Here is an 18,380-nt window from a genome sequence, read left to right as displayed (position 1 = left end):
ATTGCACTGCAACATCTTCTGTCCCTTACTGAGGTCACCTGTAGAGTCAGTGTCCACGGTCGGCGTGCGCTGAACGCAGAGCCAAGGCGGCCAGCAGAACTGAACCGGTGAACACCGATGAGGCCCAAACCGGAGCGCTCACCAGACCGAGCCCGACCTGTCCCGTGCCCAACAGGACCACCGCCAACAGGGTGCCGAAGGCATTGAAGCGGCCCCCACGCAGCTGGGACGATCCTAGAAACGCTGCCGCGAAGGCAGTCAGCAGGTACGGCGGCCCGAGGTCGGGCGATGCCGAACTTACCTGCGCGACCAGAGTGATACCGGCGATGCCCGCGATGACGGCAGAGATCATCAAGGCAAAGAATCTCAAGCGCCTCGTTCGTACACCTGCAAGACGGGCAGCCGGCTCGTTGAATCCCGTTGCATAAATCCTTCGACCCGTCGCGGTGTGTTCCATCAACCACCAGATCAGCAACGCCAAGGTGATCGCGATCAGTACGGGTGCAGTGACACCGAAAACCGATGCTGTGGCCAATTCTCCGAAGGAACCGAAAAGTCGACCCCCGGTTACGACCTGTTCGTCGGTGATCATGACGACGAGCGCTTCGATCAATGCCGCCGACGCGAGAGTAGCGATCAGAGACTCGACTTTCAGCGTGACGACAAAGAACGCATTCGCAAACCCCACCATCGCACCAACGCAGAGCGCGATTGCGACGATGAGAACCACCGGCAGCGACGTCGTAGTCATGAGCGTTGCGACAATCGCCGCAGAAAGTCCGAGCATCGCTCCGACCGAAAGGTCGAAGACGTGGGCCGACAGCGGTACGACAAGGCTTAGCGCCAGAATTGCCGCTACAGCGTTCTGATTGACGATCTGTAGCGCAGTGTCCATGGTCAGAAAGGTGTCGGGGGCCAGGACACTGAAGACCACAACAATGGCGATAAGGACGTAAACGGCACTGATATTTCCAAAGCCGAGCCAGTTCCGAATTCCAGCGAAAGTCCTGGGCCGTAACTGAGGGGTATCGAGATCGGTACGTTTTTCTTTGGCGACAATCGACATCAGTTGTCAACTCCTTCCATGAGTGCTACCAGATTCGTGGCAGAGATTTCTGCTCCGACGGATTCGTCCACTATCGTTCCGGATCTGAGCGTGATGACGCGATCGCACAATTCGACGAGATCATCGAAGTCGGATGACGCAACCAAAACTGCCAATCCGGTCGCTGCTTGGGCACGAATCATTTCGTACAGCGCGTGGCGAGTGCCGACGTCAACACCAGCGGTCGGCTCGGCAAGGATTATCAACCGAGGTCGAACCCATAGCCAGCGGGTCAGGAGAACCTTCTGCTGATTTCCTCCACTGAGGGTGACAACCGAACGGTCCTGCGCGCCGATCGGAATCTTCAGCTTCTCCGCATAATGTTTGAACTGCTCGCGCTCGACCCCCCTTGCCAGCCAACCCCGGGTGCCGAGTTTGGAAAGTACTGACAGAGAGGCATTTTCGAGAACGCTGAACGAGGCGATCACACCTTCTCGAAGTCGTTCGCCAGGGACGAAAGCAATTCCCCTCTCGATACATTCGCCGATACTTCGCGGTGACCACTCAGTGCCGTTGAGTTTCCAGCGGGCTGAGGTTCCGTCGCGACTCTCGCCGACCGCTGCGTAGGGGAGTTCATCGCGACCGGAACCCAAAAGTCCGGCAATTCCAACTATTTCACCACTTCGAACCGTCAAGCCCACATTGTGGAGAGTGGGCCCGGACAGCCCGAAGACCTCGAACGTATCGTGACCAGTTGCGGTAAACGCGGTTTGATTCTCATTTGATCGATCCCGCGCCGAGATCGACTCGCCGGCGATCAGGTCAACAAGGATTTGCGCATTGGTATCTGCTACCTGGCCCTGCCCGACAACTGAACCATTCCTGAGAACTGTGTAGCTGTCTGCTATTTCGAAGATCTCATCCATTCGATGCGAGACGTAGAGTATGGCAGTCCCCGTCGCACGAACCTCGCGAAGGGTTGTCAGGAGCTCCTGCACTTCGACGTTCGAGAGCGACGCAGTGGGTTCGTCGAGTACCAGAACGCTTCCCACGCCATCCACATCTGCCAGCGCTCGTGCGATTGCAACAGTTGTGCGCTGTACCTGCGTCAGCCTGGAGAGGGGTACCGTCACGTCGAGATCGGTGACGAACTTCCGAACAAGCCGTTCGGCGCGTCTACGCTCTCTCAGCCAGTCGATCCGACCCGAGCGTGTCCGCTGATAGCCAAGGGTGAGAGCAAAGTTGTCTATTGTGTCGAGCTCGTCCACCAGACCGAGGTCCTGGTGGACGAAACGTAGACTCTCGGCACGGTGTGCCGTACCCCACGGTTCGTACCGGGCTCCGCCAAACGTGAGTACCGTCGATTTTGCAGGTTCATGGAATCCTGCGAGAACCTTGATCAACGTTGACTTCCCACAGCCGTTCGGACCTAGAAGTGCATGCACTTGGCCTGACCGGAGTTCGAGGTTTACACCCCGCAGTGCCTTCACGCCGGCGAACTCCATCCGCGCATCGTGAATCGACAGTACTGGAACAGTTCCTGCCGCTACTTGAGATTGATCGACCACCGTAACCCTTTCGGTTCGTTGGTAACTATCTGCATCCGGAAAGCAGTCCACGGCATCATCTTCCACGTCGTCGGCTACAACAACATCGAGAAGGCCACTGCAAATATCAACCGATTCGATTGATATTTAAACCATAGCTCCCCCAGTTAAGTAAGGCAATACTCGTGTTCTATTTAAATTCACTGCGATGCAATCGATTTCGACAAAATGACGCAAATTTTCGATCTCTATCGCAATTCGCAAACCTTGATGCCGGCCAGTCAGTTGCGAACGGACGGTGCGACTAGGGCATCAACAGATGAGCCGCCGGTGCCCGTCGCTTGTCGGGAGTCGTCCACGCTCAACCTTGTCGGCTGTAAATTTGAAAACAGTTGTACGCCAATTGGATTAATGCATTCGGTGAATGAACTCACTACCCACGCATTATTTCGCCATGGATCTGGCCGGTGAACTGCGAGTGGCGCTCCACGGAGTCGCCGTCCAGGCCGACAATGCGTTGCTTCCTGTTGGACGGATCCGCACCGCTTACCCTCATCGGTAGGTGGTGCGGATCCGTGCTTGTCTGTTACTTGGTAATTGTCAGGTACCTCATATCGACCGGACCCCACGTTGTGGCGTAATCGAGTTCCGCACTGAAGTTTCCGACCTTGTCGCTCATCACCCACGAGTACGTGGTCCACTCGATCGGTATACCCCAGGCCTCTTGAGTCAGGTAGGTGTTGAGTTTCACCTTGCTAGCCGTGCGTTCTTCTTCGGTGCGTCGGGAGTCCGTGACTGCGGCGATCAACGTCTCGTACTCCGGGGTTAATCCCGCGGGATTCTGATTTGGTCCGCTCCGTAGATTGAGGCCGGCCGCGAAACTGATACCGTAAGAAGAGAACCCGACCATCAACGGATACCGTCCGGATGCGAATTGCGAGTACACCTCGAGGCTTTCGAGCACCCGCGGCTCGAAGCGGATGCCCGATTCCGCAAATTGCTTCTGCACGACGTCGGCTAGACCAGGTGTCGTTGACGAGGACACCGCCACCTCGCCCAGATCGATACCGTTCGGATAGCCTGCCTCCGCAAGGAGCGCCTTGGCCTTCTTCGGATCGTACGGGAAGATTTCCTCGAGGTTTTTATCGAACCCTGGAAGTCCTTCGGGTACGAATTGCCAGCGGACACGCGATCCCGGATACAGGGCCTCGGTGATCGTGTTTCGGTCAATTGCGTGGTTAAGTGCCTGACGTACCCGAAGATCGTCGAGTGGTTTCACGTTCCGATTGATCGAGATCTCCATGCCCACACCGGAATCCACGGGAACGGTGACAAGACCAGGACGACCTTTGACTGCTGCGACGTTCCCGGGCTGAAACTGGCCGATGTCGATCTGGCCACCGGCAACCGCGTTGGTGAACGCTTGGAAGTCGGGGATGCCGGCGTATTCAATGCGAGCAGGCTTAGCGGCAGCGGCGTCCCAGTAGTCGTTGCGGTCGCGGACCAGCGTGAGCTTCTCGCCGGGCACCCATGATTCGATGCTGTATGCACCCGAGCCGTCGGCGGAGTTTCCCGGATCGCCGTTCTCGAACAGTGTCGGGTTCATCATGACGCCTGCGACACCGGCGAGGATGTAGGGGAGTTGGTCAGTAGGAGTTGTCAGATTGACGGTCACCTCGTATGGTTCGGACGCCGTCACGTCCGAGATGGCCGACAAAGATCGTTTGACGATCGGGGACTCGAGGGTGCGCGCGCGATCCAGATTCGACTTGACCACCCTGGCGTCGAGTGGCGTGCCGTCGCGGAACGATGCGTCCTCGCGCAAGGTGAGCACCAATTGGGTGCCCGCGTCACTGTATGTCCAGTCGGTGGCCAGCATTCCATGGGCCTTGCCTTCGTAGTCGACCGAGAATAGTCGGTCGTAAATGTTGTTGAGTCCGAAGCGAAATGATGCAAGTTCCGTTGTCGCCATATGCGGGTCGAGCGTACTCACCGCCACGGTCCAACCCACCGACAAGGTTGTGTTGGTATCGACTTCCCCCTGCCCCGCAGCGACGGATGAATCGGAGCTACCGCACGAGGAAACCAATGCGGCGACAGTTACGCACGCAACAGCGGCGACCGCCCAGCGACTTCTGAACATGAGATGCCCTTTCGAGGAGCGAGGGGAGTGCGAGCGCGGATTATATTCCAGTGGAAGGGATTACAGTCCCAGTGGAAGCGGGACGCGGATTACAGTCCGATGGAAGCAATTGGGAACGTGTGCACTGCGACTATCGAGTGGATGTGATTGGCGCCACCCGCTCAATGTTAAGTGAGGTGCACCACAATGCTCTCAGATGCAACGTATCTGGAACCTTCCTCCGAGTCAATGCCATTCGACTCGCCTGCGATTGTCCGGACGGTGCATTTCAAGGGATGATGTGCACCACAGAGTATTTCGTTTCCACGGAGCCTCCGATTCGGGTAACCGGCAGAGTCCTTTATCCGTCCCTCACTCGGGCAACAGGAGGCCGCGAATACCCAGTGTCACTCCTCCTCGCGTACTCGATGTGGGTCGGGTAGGTCGGAAACTCGCCGGGTTGTCCCAGATCGCCACGGCGGAAAGGAAAGTCGACGACCCAGCACTGCTGGGTCGTCGAGATACTCGGGACGAACTGCTCCCGCTACGACGGCATGCTCATGCACCTTTTCTCACTCGATCGGCATGACTGCGACGGTCGACTTCGCTCTCGCGTTTCGTGCGATTGGTGGGGGACGGAACGTACGTTGGTTCGGATGCGACGCCGGGATAGCAGACAGGAGCGTGCGGGTGTATTCGTTCGCAGGATCGGCGAACAATGTTGCAGCGTCGTTGCACTCGACAATCTCACCGCGCTTCATGACCGCGATGCGGTCGGCGATGACCCGCACGAGCGACATGTCGTGCGAAATGAACAGGTACGCGAGATTACGTTCGGCCTGCAGTTCGCGCAGCAGGTTGATGACGTGCGATCGGATGGACATGTCCAACGCCGCGACCGGTTCGTCGCACACGACGATCTCGGGATCAGTCACGAGCGCACGTGCAATGGCGACACGTTGGAGTTGACCGCCGGACATCTCGTAGGGATAGCGATCGAGATGGTGCGCGGTCAGACCGACACGATCGAGCAGCGCGGCGACGCGTTTGTCGCGGTCGGATGCGCTGTAACCACCCTGGGACAGCATCGGTTCGGTGATCGAATACCTGATCTGCGCACGCGGATTGAGCGATTTGAATGGATCCTGGAAAATCATCGTCGCCCGACCTCGGACCTTACGCAGATCGGACCGTCCCATCGCGGTGATGTCATCGCCAAGCACCTTGATCGACCCGGAGTCCGGCTCGATCAACCGTAGGGCCAGTCGTCCGACGGTCGACTTGCCGGCTCCTGACTCGCCGACGAGCGCGAGAGTCTCACCCCGTCGCACCGCGATGCTCGCTCCGCGCACCGCATCGACGGTGTCGGTGACCCGGCCGAGCAGATTACGCTTGGCCGGGTACGACTTCATCAGTCCCTCGATAACGAGGGCTGCGTCGTCAGTGTCCGTCCGGATATCGGTGTGCGTACCAGTCGTGGTCGTGTCAGTCATAGAAAGCGTCCTTCAGCGAGATCTCGTCGGTGCGAACGCAACTCACGAGATGGTCGGTTCCGATGGTCGACAAGGGGACGAAGTCCTCGGTGCACTCGTTCCGGGAGTAGGGGCATCGCGGCGAGAACCGGCATGAATCGACGAACTCGTGCGCCGGTGGCACACTGCCGGGGATCACACCCATCTTGTCCGCGTGCCGGACCGGATCCGGCATGGCATGGAGAAGACCCGCGGTATAGGGATGGCGTGGGTTGTCGAAAAGCTCGAGGATGGGCGCGTCCTCGATGATTCTGCCCGCGTACATGACTGCGGCTCTGTCGCATACCTCTGCGACGACGCTGAGGTCGTGAGTGATGAGCAGGACACCGAGTCCGAACTCGAGTTGCAATTCGTGGATCAGGCCGAGCACCTGCCGCTGCACGGTGACATCCAACGCTGTGGTGGGCTCATCTGCGATGAGAACGTCGGGATCGCATGAGAGCGCCATCGCGAGCATGACTCGCTGGCACATGCCACCGCTGAACTCGTGCGGATAGGCGTGCGCTCGCTTCTCCGGCTGGGGGATGCCGACGCGATCGAACAGTTCGATCGTGCGGGCCCATGCCTCTTTCCGCGAACACTTGCGGTGTCGGCGGACTGCCTCGGCGACTTGGTCACCGACGGTGAACGCGGGGTTGAGGCTGCGCCGCGGTTCTTGGAAGATCATCGCGGCCTCCGTGCCGCGAACCTCGTCGAGTTCCTTCTCCGACAGTGTGTTCAAGTCGCGATCGTTGACGACAACGGAACCGGAGACGCGTGCGTTGCGTGCCAGCAGGTGCATAATCGCGAGCGATGTGACCGTCTTGCCGGAACCGGATTCGCCGACCAGACCGACGGTTTCGCCTTTGTTGACGCTGAATCCGACATTGTCGACGATTCGGGTCCAGCCGTGATCGGGGGTCTTGAAGTCGACGCACAGGTCTTCCACTCGTAGGACGGTGTCCTGCTCGAGTGCTTTCTCGGTAGTTACAGTCACGCTTTGCTACCTCCTTGGCTGCCGACTGCGTCTCGTAGGCTGTCGCCGAACAGAGACAGAAGTAGAATCGAGGCAACGATCGTGACGCTGGCCGGAATAATGGTCCAGCCGTTGATCGCGAGGTTGTCGAACCCTTCCTTGACCATCGAGCCCCAGCTCGCTGTCGGCGGTTGCACGCCAAGGCCGAGGAAGCTCAGGCCGGATTCCGCAACGATCGCAACGGATGCGCCGAAGGATATCTGGATGAGCAAGGGCGAGACGATGTTCGGTGCCACGTGGCGCGCCATGATCCTGATTGGGCCGGCGCCGCTGGAGCGGGCGGCCTCGACGTAGTCCTCGTTGATGATTTCCTGCGTGCTGACTCGAACCAGCCGGAAGAACCTCGGGGCGAGAAGCACACCGACTGCGATCATCGCGTTGGTCAGACTGGGGCCTAGAGCGCCGACGATCGCGACCGCGAACAGTAGCGGCGGAAGTGACATCAGTACGTCGGAGACACGACTGATGGACGAGTCCAAGGCGCCACCGAGGTACCCGGCGATCAAGCCGAGACTGGCGCCGACCGCCAGTCCGATAGTGACCGCGAGGCTGGCTGCGGCCAGGTCAACACCGGTGGCGATCATGAGCCGGCTGAGAATGTCCCGGCCGACGGCGTCGGTGCCGAGCCAGTATTCGCTGCTGGGGCTCTGGAGCCGGTTCAACAGGTCCTGGGCTGTCGGGTCCTTCGGTGTCCAGAACTGCGCGAGAACACCGATGAATACGAGGAACACCAGGCCGCCGAGGCAAACCATACCGACCCGGTCCTGCAGGAGTCGCCTCGTCGTCCGGCCAGGCGTATATGAGAAGAACGTCTTGGCGCTGTTCGTGTTTGTCGCTGTAGTGGTCATGTGTTACGTATCCTCGGATTCAGGTAGCCGTAGGAGATGTCGACGAGCAGGGTGACGAGCAGAACGATCACGCCACTGACCAGGACGACTCCCTGCATGGTCGGGATGTCACGGTTGATGACGGCGGTGACGCCGAGCTGACCGAATCCCTGAATGTTGAAGATCGCTTCGACGATCACGGCGGCACCTACGACACGTCCGACGTTCAGACCGAGCACGGTGACATACGGAATCGCAGCGTTCTTGGCGGCGTGCTTGCATACGAGCATCATTTTGCTCAAGCCCTTGGCGCGGGCTGTGCGGATGTAGTCCTGCTCGAGCGCGTCGATCATGGCGCCGCGTGCCTGACGTGTCAGCTCGGCAAGGCTGATGGAGGCCACCGCGATCGCCGGAAGTGTCGCGTACAGCAGCCACTCGCCCAGTCCCTCGCTCATCGGTGCGTATCCGGTGGGGGGGAAAATCTGAAAGCCGTCGAGGGCGAACCACTTCACGAGAATCGCGGCTAACACGAATGGTGGAACGGCGAGCAGGAACACCGAGGTGCCGGTGAGCAGTCGGTCGTACACGCTGTTGCGTTTGACGGCGGCGAGGATGCCCAGCGGGATGCTCAGAATAACGACCATCAGCATTGCGAACAGGCCGATGGACAGTGTTCTCGGCAGCCGACGGGCAATGACCTCTGTCACGGGCTCATTGGTGGCGAACGACGTACCGAGGTCGCCATGTAGCACGTTCCATACGTAAGACAGATATTGCTGCCACACGGGCTGGTCGAGTCCGAGTCGCTGACGAACCGCTTCGATCGCTTCGGGCGATGCGTCGGCGCCGGCGATGATCGCGGCGGGATCGCCCGGTGAGATTTCAACGAGTAGGAACACGATGACAGTCAGGATCAGAAGCATCGGCACGACCGTCAATAGTCGTGATGCCATGAACCGCAACATGAAAAACCCTCCGTTCGGCTGGGTGTGCAGTGTGAACGCGACACACGAATTCGAGTGCGAGCGAGAAACATTCGATTGAAAGATGCTGCGTCTCAAGGCTTTCAATCGATCAGGCAACAGGCCAGGCGCGATGGGAGAAGCAATCAATCACCCCCCACGATCGGGGAGTGCACAGCAGGAGGCCGCGACGGGTTCGCTAAGCAGGAAGAGCGTCGTGCCCCAAGCCTCCGCAGATGAATACCCAGTACACATCCGCGAGTTCGTCGAGTGAAAGATCGCCGTCCGGGTTGTACCAATCCCTGACCAGACCGATGAAGCGGAGGATCCCGAACACCACGACCTTCAGGTGTTCTTGGGTGCGGAAGATCCCTGCGTCGATGCCGCTCTCGATGATGCCGATGAACAGCGACTGGTAGTCATGTCTGACGGCCTCGAGTTCGGCAGCGTGTTCCGGCTGGAGATGATGGCTGTCACGGCTGATCGCAAACAGTGGGCCGGCAGAGGGGTCGACGCGTCGAACGCTGTCGCGAATCGCCTCCCGCAGCTGAATTTCAGGAGGATTGCCGGAATTGGTGATCTGTCGGAGCTGGTGAGTGAACTCCCGCATTCCTTCCATCTGGACACGGAAGAACACCTCCTCCTTCGTGCCTATGTGGTAAAAAACGCTGCCCTTGGGTACCCCCAGCTCTCTTGCGACGGAGTCCACGCTCGTTCCCCGAAAGCCGTTGGCGAGGAAGCTACGTGCGAATGCAGCTTCGATTTCGCTGGCTTCAATTTTGGGGCGTTTCTCTTTCGGTGTCATTTCGTTGTGACCGTGCGCATTTGATGTTCTCCGTACTCTGGACGTTCTGCCGAGATTGACAAGATTATCGGTCTAGCACAGTATCGAAGTCCGCGACGCGAATCAGGGCATCTACTGCGACAAGCCCGGTAGCCTGGACGATCAGCGGATTGACGTCTACCTCGATGACGTCGCGACGCTCGACCATCAGCGCACTCACCGAGGCCACGACCTCGCCCAGCGTTCGAATCATTGCGGGAGCAAGACCCCGCGCGCTGGTCGTGAGTCGGCCGCCGCAGAGTCGACGTATCATCCGCTCGGCGTCAGCTGTGTTCACCGGCACCAAGGCCATCTGAATCTCGTCGAGGATCTCCACGGTCACCCCACCCAGTCCGACAAGCACGGCGGGTCCTAGGGTGTCGTCACGGATTGCTCCGACGGTCAACTCGAGCCCGGGTTCGACCATGCGCTGGATAACGAAGGGAACGTCACCATCTGCCCCGAGATTCGACTGGATGTCGACGACGGCGCGGCGCACATCCTCGGGGTTACCCAAGTTCAGCCGGATACCGCCGACTTCCGTCTTATGCGCTGAGACACTGGGATCCAGTTTCACTGCGACGGGAAAGCCCATGGTCTCGGCGATCTCGGCGGCGTTATCGGGTCCACACGCGCCGTATTCGGGTACGAACGGTACGCCATAGCTCGCCAACAAGGCGCGTGTCTCGTTCCCGTCAAGGGTGCGGGTTCGGGAGGCTTGCGAGCGCCCCGCACCCAGCAGTGGTGGTTCGCCGGGCGGTGTTGAACGCAATGTCCGGTAGAGATTCAACGCTCCCAGAGCCTTGGCTGCCTGTACCGAGTCCGAAATACACGGCACGCCAAGTTCATTGATCGCCACAGCGCCCGGACCGGACATCGAAACGATCATCGGCTTGGAGCTTTCGCTGTGCAGTCGCTGAATCGCCGCGACGTTCTCGTCGAAAGTCGCCATCGACAGGCCGTTGATGACGACCATGTCGAAGTCGTCGTCGGTGATCACGGCCTCGAGAATCTCGGCGAAGCCCGCCGCGTTGTTCACGGCATTCGCGGTGTAGTCGATCGGGTTCCGCGTAGAACCGTACGGCGGGATGAGACGTTGAATCTTCTGCGCGGTCGACTCTCCGGTCTGGGGAAGCGTCAGACCCCACTGGTCGAGTTCGTCCGCGATCATGATCCCGACTCCGCCGCTGAGCGTCATCACTGCGACGCGATCTCCCGCAGGAACACGCCCGCCGGCGAGAGCGGCAGTCATGTTGAGCAGTTCGATGGGAGACTCTGCCCGGATAATGCCAGATCTCTCCAACAGTGATTCGGCGAATCGATCTGGCGCAGCAAGTGAACCGCTGTGACTGGCCGCCGCCATAGCCCCTGTCTCGGAAACGCCCACCTTCATCGCCACAATAGGCTTGCCTAGTTCGAGCGCGCGGCGTCCAGCCGCGTACAGCGTTTCGGGATCGCGCAGTGCCTCGAGGAATACCATCAGCGCATTAACGTCGGGGCGCTCCACCAACGCCGAAATCGCCTCAGCTGCACTGACATCGGCTTCATTTCCGGTGGTGCACACGTAATTCACGTGTAGACCCAACGCGTCGGCGGCCTGGAAGAACACTGCACCGAGAGCGCCGCTCTGACTGACGATCCCAATCCCTGGGCGATCGTCACTCTGCAACTCGCGCATCCGCAGGTCGGCAAAGGTAGCCAATACGCCGGAGGGAATACTCATCGACCCCACGCAATTTGGGCCGATGATCCGCATGCCGGTCCGGTCGGCGACGTCGCGTAGCTGCTCCTGGTGACGCCTGCCTTCGTCCCCGAGTTCGGCAAATCCCGATGACAATACGATTGCGACCTGGCACCCGATCTTGGCAAGTTCTTCGACAGCCGTAAGAACCTGCTCGGCAGGAATCGCCAGCACCGCCAGATCCGGCGCCTGGGGAAGGTCGGTGATCGTGCGCGAACACGGGTGCCCCTGCACTATGTCTCGGTTGGCATTGACCGCGTAGATCGGCCCGGAGAAGTGTTCGGCGAAGCGCGCCAGCACCCTTCCGCCGATCCGTCCGGGGTTGTCCGATGCTCCGATCACCGCGACGCTGGCTGGTGTGAACAGGGCATCGAGACCGTGCGTCGTCCGTGTATGTGTCTGAGGATTCATGTTCTTTTCCGTTGCTCTCAGTGGCTTTGGCCGTAGTCGGGTCGTTGAACGTCAGAAAGTGACTTCGCGCTTCTCGATCGCTGCGGCGACGGCGCGGTGGAAGTCGGCGCGGTCCAGGCTTTCCAAGGCTCGTCTGCTTCCATCGGCATACGCCTCTTCCCAGCCGCGCGTTGCGTCGAGATGTATTTGCTCGCGGATGTTTTGGATCGAGAACGGGGAGTTCCGTGCGATCCGACTTGCAATCCGGTTTGCCACAGGCAGGACGTCGTCCGGCTTTTCGAGATGTTGGACGATCCCCAGGCGGTAGGCGTCTTCGCTACTGAAAGGCTCAGCGGTCAGGAGGATTTCGAGCGCGGCACCCCAACCGACGTGCCGCTGTAGCAGCCAGGACAGGCCCGCTTCGGCAACCAGTCCGAGCCCGGCGAACGGCGCTGCCCATTTGGCTCCCGATGCGGCGACGCGAATGTCGGCTTGTAGGACGAATGAAAGTCCTACACCGGCGACCGCGCCGTTGATCGCCACGACGATAGGTGTTTTCATGGCCATCGGGAGATCGTAGGTCAACGGTTCCGACCTGTCCGCGATAATGCCGCCGTTGATCTTCGCGAGCTCGTCGCGGTCTTCGCCCGGCCAGAATCCCCGACCCGTCCCGGTGACCACGATGCACCGCACATCCGGGTCGTCGTCCGCTTCCTTGAGGAGGGTGAACAATCGTTGGCGCATCGGCGGCGTGGTCGCGTTGAGCCGCTCCGGCCGGTTGAGGGTCAGCGTGAGAACGTGCCCCGACCGGCCGGAGAGAATCAGGTGCTCGACTGGAGAATCAGGCGACATTGTCCTGCAGACCTGCTGGCGTCATGTCAGCGAGGCGAGCGGCGGTGACCAGCCGGGCGTGCGCGTTGAGTCCGCCGAGCTCGCGTTGCAGCCCCACCAGTCGGAGAGTGTGTTTCGCAAGCCCATGCTCGGTGGTCACCCCGGCGGCGCCGGTCACCTGGTGGGTATTCTCGTATACTTGGACCGCCGCCAGGCATGCATATGTCGCACAGGCTGCCGACAGATACTCGTCGTCTCCAGCCCACGCAGCGTGGCGAGCCAGCCAACTGGTTCCCTGGGCAAAGACTTCGGCACGTGCAAGTCGGTGTTGAACAGCCTGGAACGATCCCAACTGCCGGCCGAAAGCAATTCGCTGAGACACGTGCGGCACGGTCAGCGCGATCGCCGCCGCCATCGCGCCGGCGGCCTCGGCCGCCATTGCAATGCGCCAGCGCCGCTGCACCGCTGCTGACTGTGCTGCCGACAAGTGTGTGCAACTGTCCACCACGACACGGGCGACCGGTGTGCCGATGCCCTGTTGCGCACACGAGACAGTCACTTGATCGCGGTGTGCGACAAACGCCGTGTCACCGTCGACGCCGATGAAGACGTCGGCGTCGGCGCCATAGCGCACAAGCGAGTTTCGTCCCTCGATCAGGCCGACGACCAGTCCGTCGGTCAATCCGCATGCCGGCGCGACCAATAGGCGAGCACCCACGGGCGCCAGCACACCCTCCCGTGAGATCGCTTCCGTGACGAGAGCGGCCTCGAGTGGGCCCGCCTGTGTGGCAAGGTCCAAGAATCCGCCATCGCGGAGCGCTTCGAGTGCAGCACGGGATTCGTTTTCGCCGCCGACGGCGGTGGCCCGTCGAACGGCACCAACTGCGGCAGCAACGATATCCGCTTGGTCCTGGGTCGGTGTCAGTTTCATGCCCGGGTTCCTTCCTTCGGTAGCCCCAAGGTCTGTTTGGCTATCAAGTTGAATTGGATCTCCAGTGCCCCGGCCGCGATGGGGCCGGCGGTCATGCTCACCAGCGACTGCCCGGCGATGGAGTCGGGGTCCAGCGCTTCGTTTCCCGAGATCTCGTGAAGGGCCCAGCCCACGGCCGGTTCGAGTAGTCCGAGGGCAGCTTGTGCGACAGGCGCGATGGCGCGGCGTTTGCCCGGCGTATCGTTCTCCCGTTCGTCGATTGCGAGAAAGTTGAGCATCCTGGTTGCTTCGGCCATCGCGTAGGCGCGACCGGCGGCCGCGGACGTGTCCGGATCATCGGTATCGACCAGCGGTCTGCTCAACAGCTTGTCCAGTCGGCGTAGAGCGTTCTCATGCGTGACCCAGCCGGCCCGCTCGTTGGCGAGGACCTCGGTGATGATTGACCAGCCTTCGTTCTCCGGGCCGAGTCGACAATCAGCAGAGACGCGCGCATCGGTCAGGAACACCTCGTGCACGAGGTGTTCGGCGTACGGGGACATGATCTCCCGCACTTCGATACCGGGTGTGTCCATGGGGACCAGAAAGATCGAGATGCCCGAATGGCGTTCGGCGTCAGGGTCGGTTCGGCACAGCAGGAAGCAGAACTCTGCTTCGTGGCCGTACGACGTCCAGCATTTCTGGCCGTTGATCACGTACTCATCGCCGTCGCGGACCGCGGCCGTGCGGAGTGAGGCGAGGTCTGAACCGGCATCGGGTTCGGAGAATCCTTGGCACCACAGCACATTTCCTTGTCCGATGCGCGAAAGGTGGTACTCCTTTTGCTCTTTGGTACCGGCGTAGATGATTGCCGGGCCGATCCAGTTCACGTTCATGTATTGCGGGCCGCGTGGTTCGCCGGCACCCCAAGCTACTTCCCCTAGGATGGCCTGCTCCCACCCAGAAGCGGACCGGCCACCGTATTCTTCGGGCCACTGGGGAGTGAGTAACTGCTCGCCGGCGAGAGCCTGGCAAAACGCGATCGCATCATCTCGATCCTGCGGCGTGGGCATGTCCCGGTCGTGATGGGTCCACCCAGGCCGGGCGTACTTGGCAAAGGCGCGCTGAACTTGCTCGCGGAATTGCTCTTCCTCGTCAGTCCATCCGAATTCCATGGATAACTCCTCCGAAACGTGGGACTTTCGTCCAGTTGTGGCAACGCGCGGCTGTCGATCGGTTGGCAGGCGTTTCGTCGAATCTCTAGCCAACCAGCCCGGGCGGTGGTACTTTGACCATAGTCGACCGGTTGACTAGTCGTCAAGATCGGCGGAAAGGTAAGGCACACTGTGACATTCGATGAATCTACTGACGAGTTCCGTGCCTTCGTCAGGGGATGGTTACACGAGCATGCGGAGCCCTATCGACACGATGTCGTCGTAGGCCGGGGGCCATCCGATTTGCCTGCAGCGCGGGAGTTCATGGCACTAATGCACGCGGCCGGCCTCAATGGATTGACGTGGCCGCTCGATGCCGGAGGAGCCGGTCGTGGCGACGTGGACGCGCAGACCTTTCGCGATGAAACTGCGCAGTACACGCTGCCACTCGATCCCTTCCGTATCGGCATGGGAACGGTAGGTCCGACCATCGTGGATATGGGGACCGAGGCGCAGCGCCGACTCCTGTGCCCAGCGATATTGAGTGGCGACTCGATCTGGTGTCAGCTGTTCTCCGAGCCTGACGCTGGTACCGACCTCGCAGGATTGCGTACCTCGGCAGTGCGGGATGACGGGGGATTCCGGATCACCGGACGCAAGGTTTGGAACACCAACGCACACCGTGCCGACTACGGAGTTGCGCTCGTGCGTACCGAACCTGACGCACCCAAGCATCAGGGGATCACGATGATGCTCGTCGACATGCACGCCGAGGGTGTCACCGTCTCGCCGCTTCGCGACATGACCGGCAATGCCGTGTTCAACGAAGTCGTACTCGATCAGGCATTTGTTCCCGATGGCATGGTGCTCGGCGAGATCAACGATGGCTGGAGAATCGCCGGCCGGATGCTCACCCACGAACGGGGGGCTGTCTCGAGCGGCGTTGGCACCGATGGCAAAGCGACTGAGGCGGTGTCGTACCCGAATGTCGCGGCTCTGTGGCACAAACACGGTGATCCTGCGGACGATGCCGCCATCACTGCGCTGGTCGACTACTACGTCGAGCATGAGGCGCTGTCGCTACTGCGGGCGCGGTATGCCCAGCTTGCGCACGACGGTCTCAGCGGACCCGTGGATCATTCGGTGTCCAAGCTGCTCATCGGGCGGGCCAACGTCGACGCAGCGGAGCGGGCGACCCGAATCCTCGGATCTGTTGCAGTGTACGAAGATCCGGCGGTCGAGAAGGCAATTTTGTCCGCGCCGGCCCTGTCGATCGCCGGCGGTACCGAAGAGATTCAGAAGAACATCATCGCGGAGCGGGGACTCGGGTTACCGCGTGAGTCGGATCCGTCAAAGACGATGACTTTCCGGGAGATTATCGCGCATAACCGACAGCAGGGGAGCTGACGTGTCACTCTCGACGAAGACCGAGCATGATCAGTTGCGTGACGCCGTGCGCAGGTGGGTGGCCATCACTTGCCCCTCCGACGCCGTCCGGGCTGCTGAAGGTACTGCTGCAGCTCCCTACGACCGCGCCAGCTGGGTACGGGGCTGTCGTGAGATCGGGCTGTCAGGTCTGTTGGCGCCCAGCGAGATCGGTGGTGCGGAAACGGGGCTTGCCGAGGTCGCAGTCGCAATTGAGGAACTAGCGGCAGGATTGTCCGGAGCACCTCTGTTGTCAACTGTTCTGGCAATGGATGCAATGCTCCTTGCCGAGGATGCCCCGTGGCATACCCTTGGGGTGAACCTTCTCGAGGGTAACGCGATCATCGGATTCGACCTGGGAACGCACCATGCCGATATCGTGCTCTCCGATGGCGGCGCCACAGGGATGCTGTCAACAGTGCTGGATGGACCAGGCGCCACCATGATTGTGGCGTTGACCGACGCGGGATTGATCATCGTGCCCGCCGACGCCAGGGGCGTCGATATCACGCAGATCGACGGGCTCGATCTGACCCGTCGGACAGCATGTGTTCGACTCACCAATGCGCCCTACGATTTTCACCCATTGCCGGCTGACGGGCTGCAACGTCTGGCGGACCACCGCCGGGTACTGCTCGCGGCTGATGCGTTGGGCCTGATGAGAGGCGCGCTGGCGATGGTGGCCGACTACGCCAAGATTCGAGTTGCCTTCGGCCGCCTGATGGGATCGTTCCAGGGCGTGAAACATCAGTTGGCAGATATCTATTGCACGGTGGAACTTTGCGAAGCCGTCGTCCGTGCGGCGATCGCCGAACAAGACGAGCACGGACCCGACGGACACAAACTTGCACTGGTAGCGCAGCGACTCGTGATCCCGTCAGCCGTCCGTGTGACCACGGAATGCCTTCGATTGCTGGGTGGAATCGGATACACATGGGAACACGACGCGCACCTGTACGTGCGGCGGGCGCATGCCAACGTCGCGCTTGCCGGGCCGCAAGGAGTCGCCCGCGATCAGCTCGCCGACATATTGGAACTTAAGTGCCAGAACCTAACCGAGAAATGAAGGGCAACGCATGACCATAAGCCAGCGCATTCGCGATCGGCTGTCAGTGCCGGTTTTCTGTTCACCGATGTTCCTCGTCACCGGCCCGGATCTGGTGCGAGAGGCCTGCCTCAGCGGAGTCGTGGGCGGATTGCCCCGGCACAACGCTCGTTCGCTCGACGAGTTCGAGTCGTGGCTACGCGACATCCGTGAGGCCATCGACAACCGGCTCGCCGAGGACCCCACGGCTCGCATCGGCCCGATTGCTGTCAATCTCGCGACCCGGATGGACGATGACGAGCTTAAACTGAACCTCGATGTGTGCCGGCGCTATGGGGTGGACATCATCGTCAGTGCAGCCGGAAATCCATCGAGACTTATTGAACGAGTGCATGACTGGGGCGGTGTCGTGTTCCACGACGTCACCAGCTTCCACTTCGCGGAGAAGGCGATTGCGGCCGGCGCCGACGGACTGATAGCGATCGGCGCGGGTGGTGGCGGGCACTCGGGAACCATCAGTCATCTCGTTCTCATCCCACGACTGCGTCAGATGTTCGACGGTGTGATCGTCATGGCGGGAGCGGTCGGCCACGGTGCCGCCGTTCGGGCCGCTGAGGTTCTCGGAGCGGATCTCGCGTACGTCGGCACCCGCTTCATCGGCTCGCGTGAGTCCCTGGCCCCCGATCGTTACAAGCAACTTCTGGTCTCCGAGTCCTCCAGCGGCCTGCGGTACACGGGAGGTGTGTCGGGAGTGCCGGCGAACTGGATCGAAGCGTCGCTTTTGTCTGCGGGGATCGATCCCGACTCACTACCCCAAGCGAGCGGTAAGTTGGGCAGCGATCACCTTCCCGCCGGTGTCACTCCTTGGCGAAATATCTGGAGTGCAGGACAGAGCATCGACTTCATCGATGAGATTCCCATGGTGGCCGAGATCGTCGCGCAGTTGCAGAACGAGTACGCCGCAGCATGTCGGGTGCCGGCAATCGCGCCGCTCGTATCCGAAGTATAGGTCCG

At 60.7% G+C, this 18,380-nt stretch carries 16 protein-coding genes; 4 read left to right on the top strand and 12 right to left on the bottom strand.

The window, feature by feature from the left end:
* Window positions 1-46: 46 nt before the first annotated feature.
* Together BDB13_RS02285 and BDB13_RS02280 are read right to left on the bottom strand one after the other, a co-directional pair.
* Window positions 47-1,066, bottom strand: a complete 1,020-nt coding sequence (locus BDB13_RS02285) for an ABC transporter permease (protein ID WP_094270226.1) — start codon at window positions 1,064-1,066, stop codon at window positions 47-49.
* Entirely contained in the window at window positions 1,066-2,550 is a 1,485-nt protein-coding gene (locus BDB13_RS02280; protein WP_094270225.1) for a sugar ABC transporter ATP-binding protein, read from the bottom strand. Before BDB13_RS02280 ends, BDB13_RS02285 begins: the two co-directional genes overlap by 1 nt.
* Window positions 2,551-2,559: 9 nt before the next feature.
* Between BDB13_RS02280 and BDB13_RS32035 the strand changes: the two genes are divergently transcribed.
* Entirely contained in the window at window positions 2,560-2,736 is a 177-nt protein-coding gene (locus BDB13_RS32035; RefSeq protein ID WP_169635547.1) for a hypothetical protein, read from the top strand.
* Between the two features lie 442 nt (window positions 2,737-3,178).
* On the opposite strand, the gene BDB13_RS02275 is transcribed toward BDB13_RS32035, so the two are convergent.
* The 10 genes from BDB13_RS02275 to BDB13_RS02230 all read right to left on the bottom strand — a co-directional run bounded on the left by BDB13_RS02275 (window position 3,179) and on the right by BDB13_RS02230 (window position 14,917).
* Window positions 3,179-4,735: an ABC transporter substrate-binding protein gene (locus BDB13_RS02275; RefSeq protein ID WP_094270224.1), complete on the bottom strand. Its 1,557-nt coding sequence runs from the start codon at window positions 4,733-4,735 to the stop codon at window positions 3,179-3,181.
* Window positions 4,736-5,286: 551 nt separating this feature from the next.
* Window positions 5,287-6,207, bottom strand: coding sequence for an ATP-binding cassette domain-containing protein (locus BDB13_RS02270; protein ID WP_094270223.1), 921 nt, complete (start codon window positions 6,205-6,207; stop codon window positions 5,287-5,289).
* Window positions 6,200-7,222, bottom strand: coding sequence for an ABC transporter ATP-binding protein (locus BDB13_RS02265; RefSeq protein WP_094270222.1), 1,023 nt, complete (start codon window positions 7,220-7,222; stop codon window positions 6,200-6,202). Before BDB13_RS02265 ends, BDB13_RS02270 begins: the two co-directional genes overlap by 8 nt.
* A complete protein-coding gene (locus tag BDB13_RS02260) occupies window positions 7,219-8,109 on the bottom strand; it encodes an ABC transporter permease (RefSeq protein ID WP_094270221.1) in 891 nt (296 codons plus the stop codon). The genes BDB13_RS02265 and BDB13_RS02260 overlap by 4 nt, the downstream gene beginning before the upstream one ends.
* The gene (locus BDB13_RS02255) at window positions 8,106-9,041 is read right to left on the bottom strand and encodes an ABC transporter permease (RefSeq protein WP_176459509.1); all 936 of its coding nucleotides are present in this window, start codon (window positions 9,039-9,041) and stop codon (window positions 8,106-8,108) included. Before BDB13_RS02255 ends, BDB13_RS02260 begins: the two co-directional genes overlap by 4 nt.
* Window positions 9,042-9,249: 208 nt before the next feature.
* Window positions 9,250-9,855 (bottom strand): TetR/AcrR family transcriptional regulator, encoded by a 606-nt coding sequence (locus BDB13_RS02250; protein WP_094270219.1) that lies wholly within the window; start codon window positions 9,853-9,855, stop codon window positions 9,250-9,252.
* 64 nt (window positions 9,856-9,919) lie between these two features.
* Complete coding sequence (locus tag BDB13_RS02245; protein ID WP_094270218.1) at window positions 9,920-12,025, bottom strand: acetate--CoA ligase family protein; 2,106 nt, start codon at window positions 12,023-12,025, stop codon at window positions 9,920-9,922.
* A gap of 51 nt (window positions 12,026-12,076) precedes the next feature.
* A complete protein-coding gene (locus BDB13_RS02240) occupies window positions 12,077-12,856 on the bottom strand; it encodes an enoyl-CoA hydratase-related protein (RefSeq protein ID WP_094270217.1) in 780 nt (259 codons plus the stop codon).
* Window positions 12,846-13,766 (bottom strand): acyl-CoA dehydrogenase family protein, encoded by a 921-nt coding sequence (locus BDB13_RS02235; protein ID WP_094270216.1) that lies wholly within the window; start codon window positions 13,764-13,766, stop codon window positions 12,846-12,848. The genes BDB13_RS02240 and BDB13_RS02235 overlap by 11 nt, the downstream gene beginning before the upstream one ends.
* On the bottom strand, window positions 13,763-14,917 hold the full coding sequence (locus BDB13_RS02230) for an acyl-CoA dehydrogenase family protein (protein ID WP_094270215.1): 1,155 nt from the start codon (window positions 14,915-14,917) through the stop codon (window positions 13,763-13,765). The genes BDB13_RS02235 and BDB13_RS02230 overlap by 4 nt, the downstream gene beginning before the upstream one ends.
* Before the next feature lie 171 nt (window positions 14,918-15,088).
* On the opposite strand from BDB13_RS02230, the gene BDB13_RS02225 reads away from it, so the two are divergent.
* The 3 genes from BDB13_RS02225 to BDB13_RS02215 are packed head-to-tail and all read left to right on the top strand — an operon-like array spanning window position 15,089 to window position 18,375.
* Complete coding sequence (locus tag BDB13_RS02225; RefSeq protein WP_094270214.1) at window positions 15,089-16,303, top strand: acyl-CoA dehydrogenase family protein; 1,215 nt, start codon at window positions 15,089-15,091, stop codon at window positions 16,301-16,303.
* 1 nt (window position 16,304) lies between these two features.
* Window positions 16,305-17,387: an acyl-CoA dehydrogenase family protein gene (locus BDB13_RS02220; protein ID WP_094270213.1), complete on the top strand. Its 1,083-nt coding sequence runs from the start codon at window positions 16,305-16,307 to the stop codon at window positions 17,385-17,387.
* Between the two features lie 10 nt (window positions 17,388-17,397).
* Entirely contained in the window at window positions 17,398-18,375 is a 978-nt protein-coding gene (locus tag BDB13_RS02215) for an NAD(P)H-dependent flavin oxidoreductase (RefSeq protein WP_094270212.1), read from the top strand.
* The last annotated feature ends 5 nt before the right edge of the window (window positions 18,376-18,380 follow it).

Origin of the sequence: Rhodococcus sp. OK302 (assembly GCF_002245895.1) — a bacterium.
Taxonomy (GTDB): Bacteria; Actinomycetota; Actinomycetes; order Mycobacteriales; family Mycobacteriaceae; genus Rhodococcus_F.
Note: the sequence above shows the minus strand (reverse complement) of the source record. Positions and strands in the feature narration are given on the sequence as shown.

Excerpts from the sequence above, each read along its gene's own strand:
- BDB13_RS02285 (WP_094270226.1), bottom strand. The coding sequence starts at position 1,066 with ATGTCGATTGTCGCCAAAGAAAAACGTACCGATCTCGATACCCCTCAG.
- BDB13_RS02280 (WP_094270225.1), bottom strand. The coding sequence starts at position 2,550 with ATGGAGTTCGCCGGCGTGAAGGCACTGCGGGGTGTAAACCTCGAACTC.
- BDB13_RS02275 (WP_094270224.1), bottom strand. The coding sequence starts at position 4,735 with ATGTTCAGAAGTCGCTGGGCGGTCGCCGCTGTTGCGTGCGTAACTGTC.
- BDB13_RS02270 (WP_094270223.1), bottom strand. The coding sequence starts at position 6,207 with ATGACTGACACGACCACGACTGGTACGCACACCGATATCCGGACGGAC.
- BDB13_RS02260 (WP_094270221.1), bottom strand. The coding sequence starts at position 8,109 with ATGACCACTACAGCGACAAACACGAACAGCGCCAAGACGTTCTTCTCA.
- BDB13_RS02255 (WP_176459509.1), bottom strand. The coding sequence starts at position 9,041 with ATGGCATCACGACTATTGACGGTCGTGCCGATGCTTCTGATCCTGACT.
- BDB13_RS02250 (WP_094270219.1), bottom strand. The coding sequence starts at position 9,855 with ATGACACCGAAAGAGAAACGCCCCAAAATTGAAGCCAGCGAAATCGAA.
- BDB13_RS02245 (WP_094270218.1), bottom strand. The coding sequence starts at position 12,025 with ATGAATCCTCAGACACATACACGGACGACGCACGGTCTCGATGCCCTG.
- BDB13_RS02240 (WP_094270217.1), bottom strand. The coding sequence starts at position 12,856 with ATGTCGCCTGATTCTCCAGTCGAGCACCTGATTCTCTCCGGCCGGTCG.
- BDB13_RS02235 (WP_094270216.1), bottom strand. The coding sequence starts at position 13,766 with ATGAAACTGACACCGACCCAGGACCAAGCGGATATCGTTGCTGCCGCA.
- BDB13_RS02230 (WP_094270215.1), bottom strand. The coding sequence starts at position 14,917 with ATGGAATTCGGATGGACTGACGAGGAAGAGCAATTCCGCGAGCAAGTT.
- BDB13_RS02215 (WP_094270212.1), top strand. The coding sequence starts at position 17,398 with ATGACCATAAGCCAGCGCATTCGCGATCGGCTGTCAGTGCCGGTTTTC.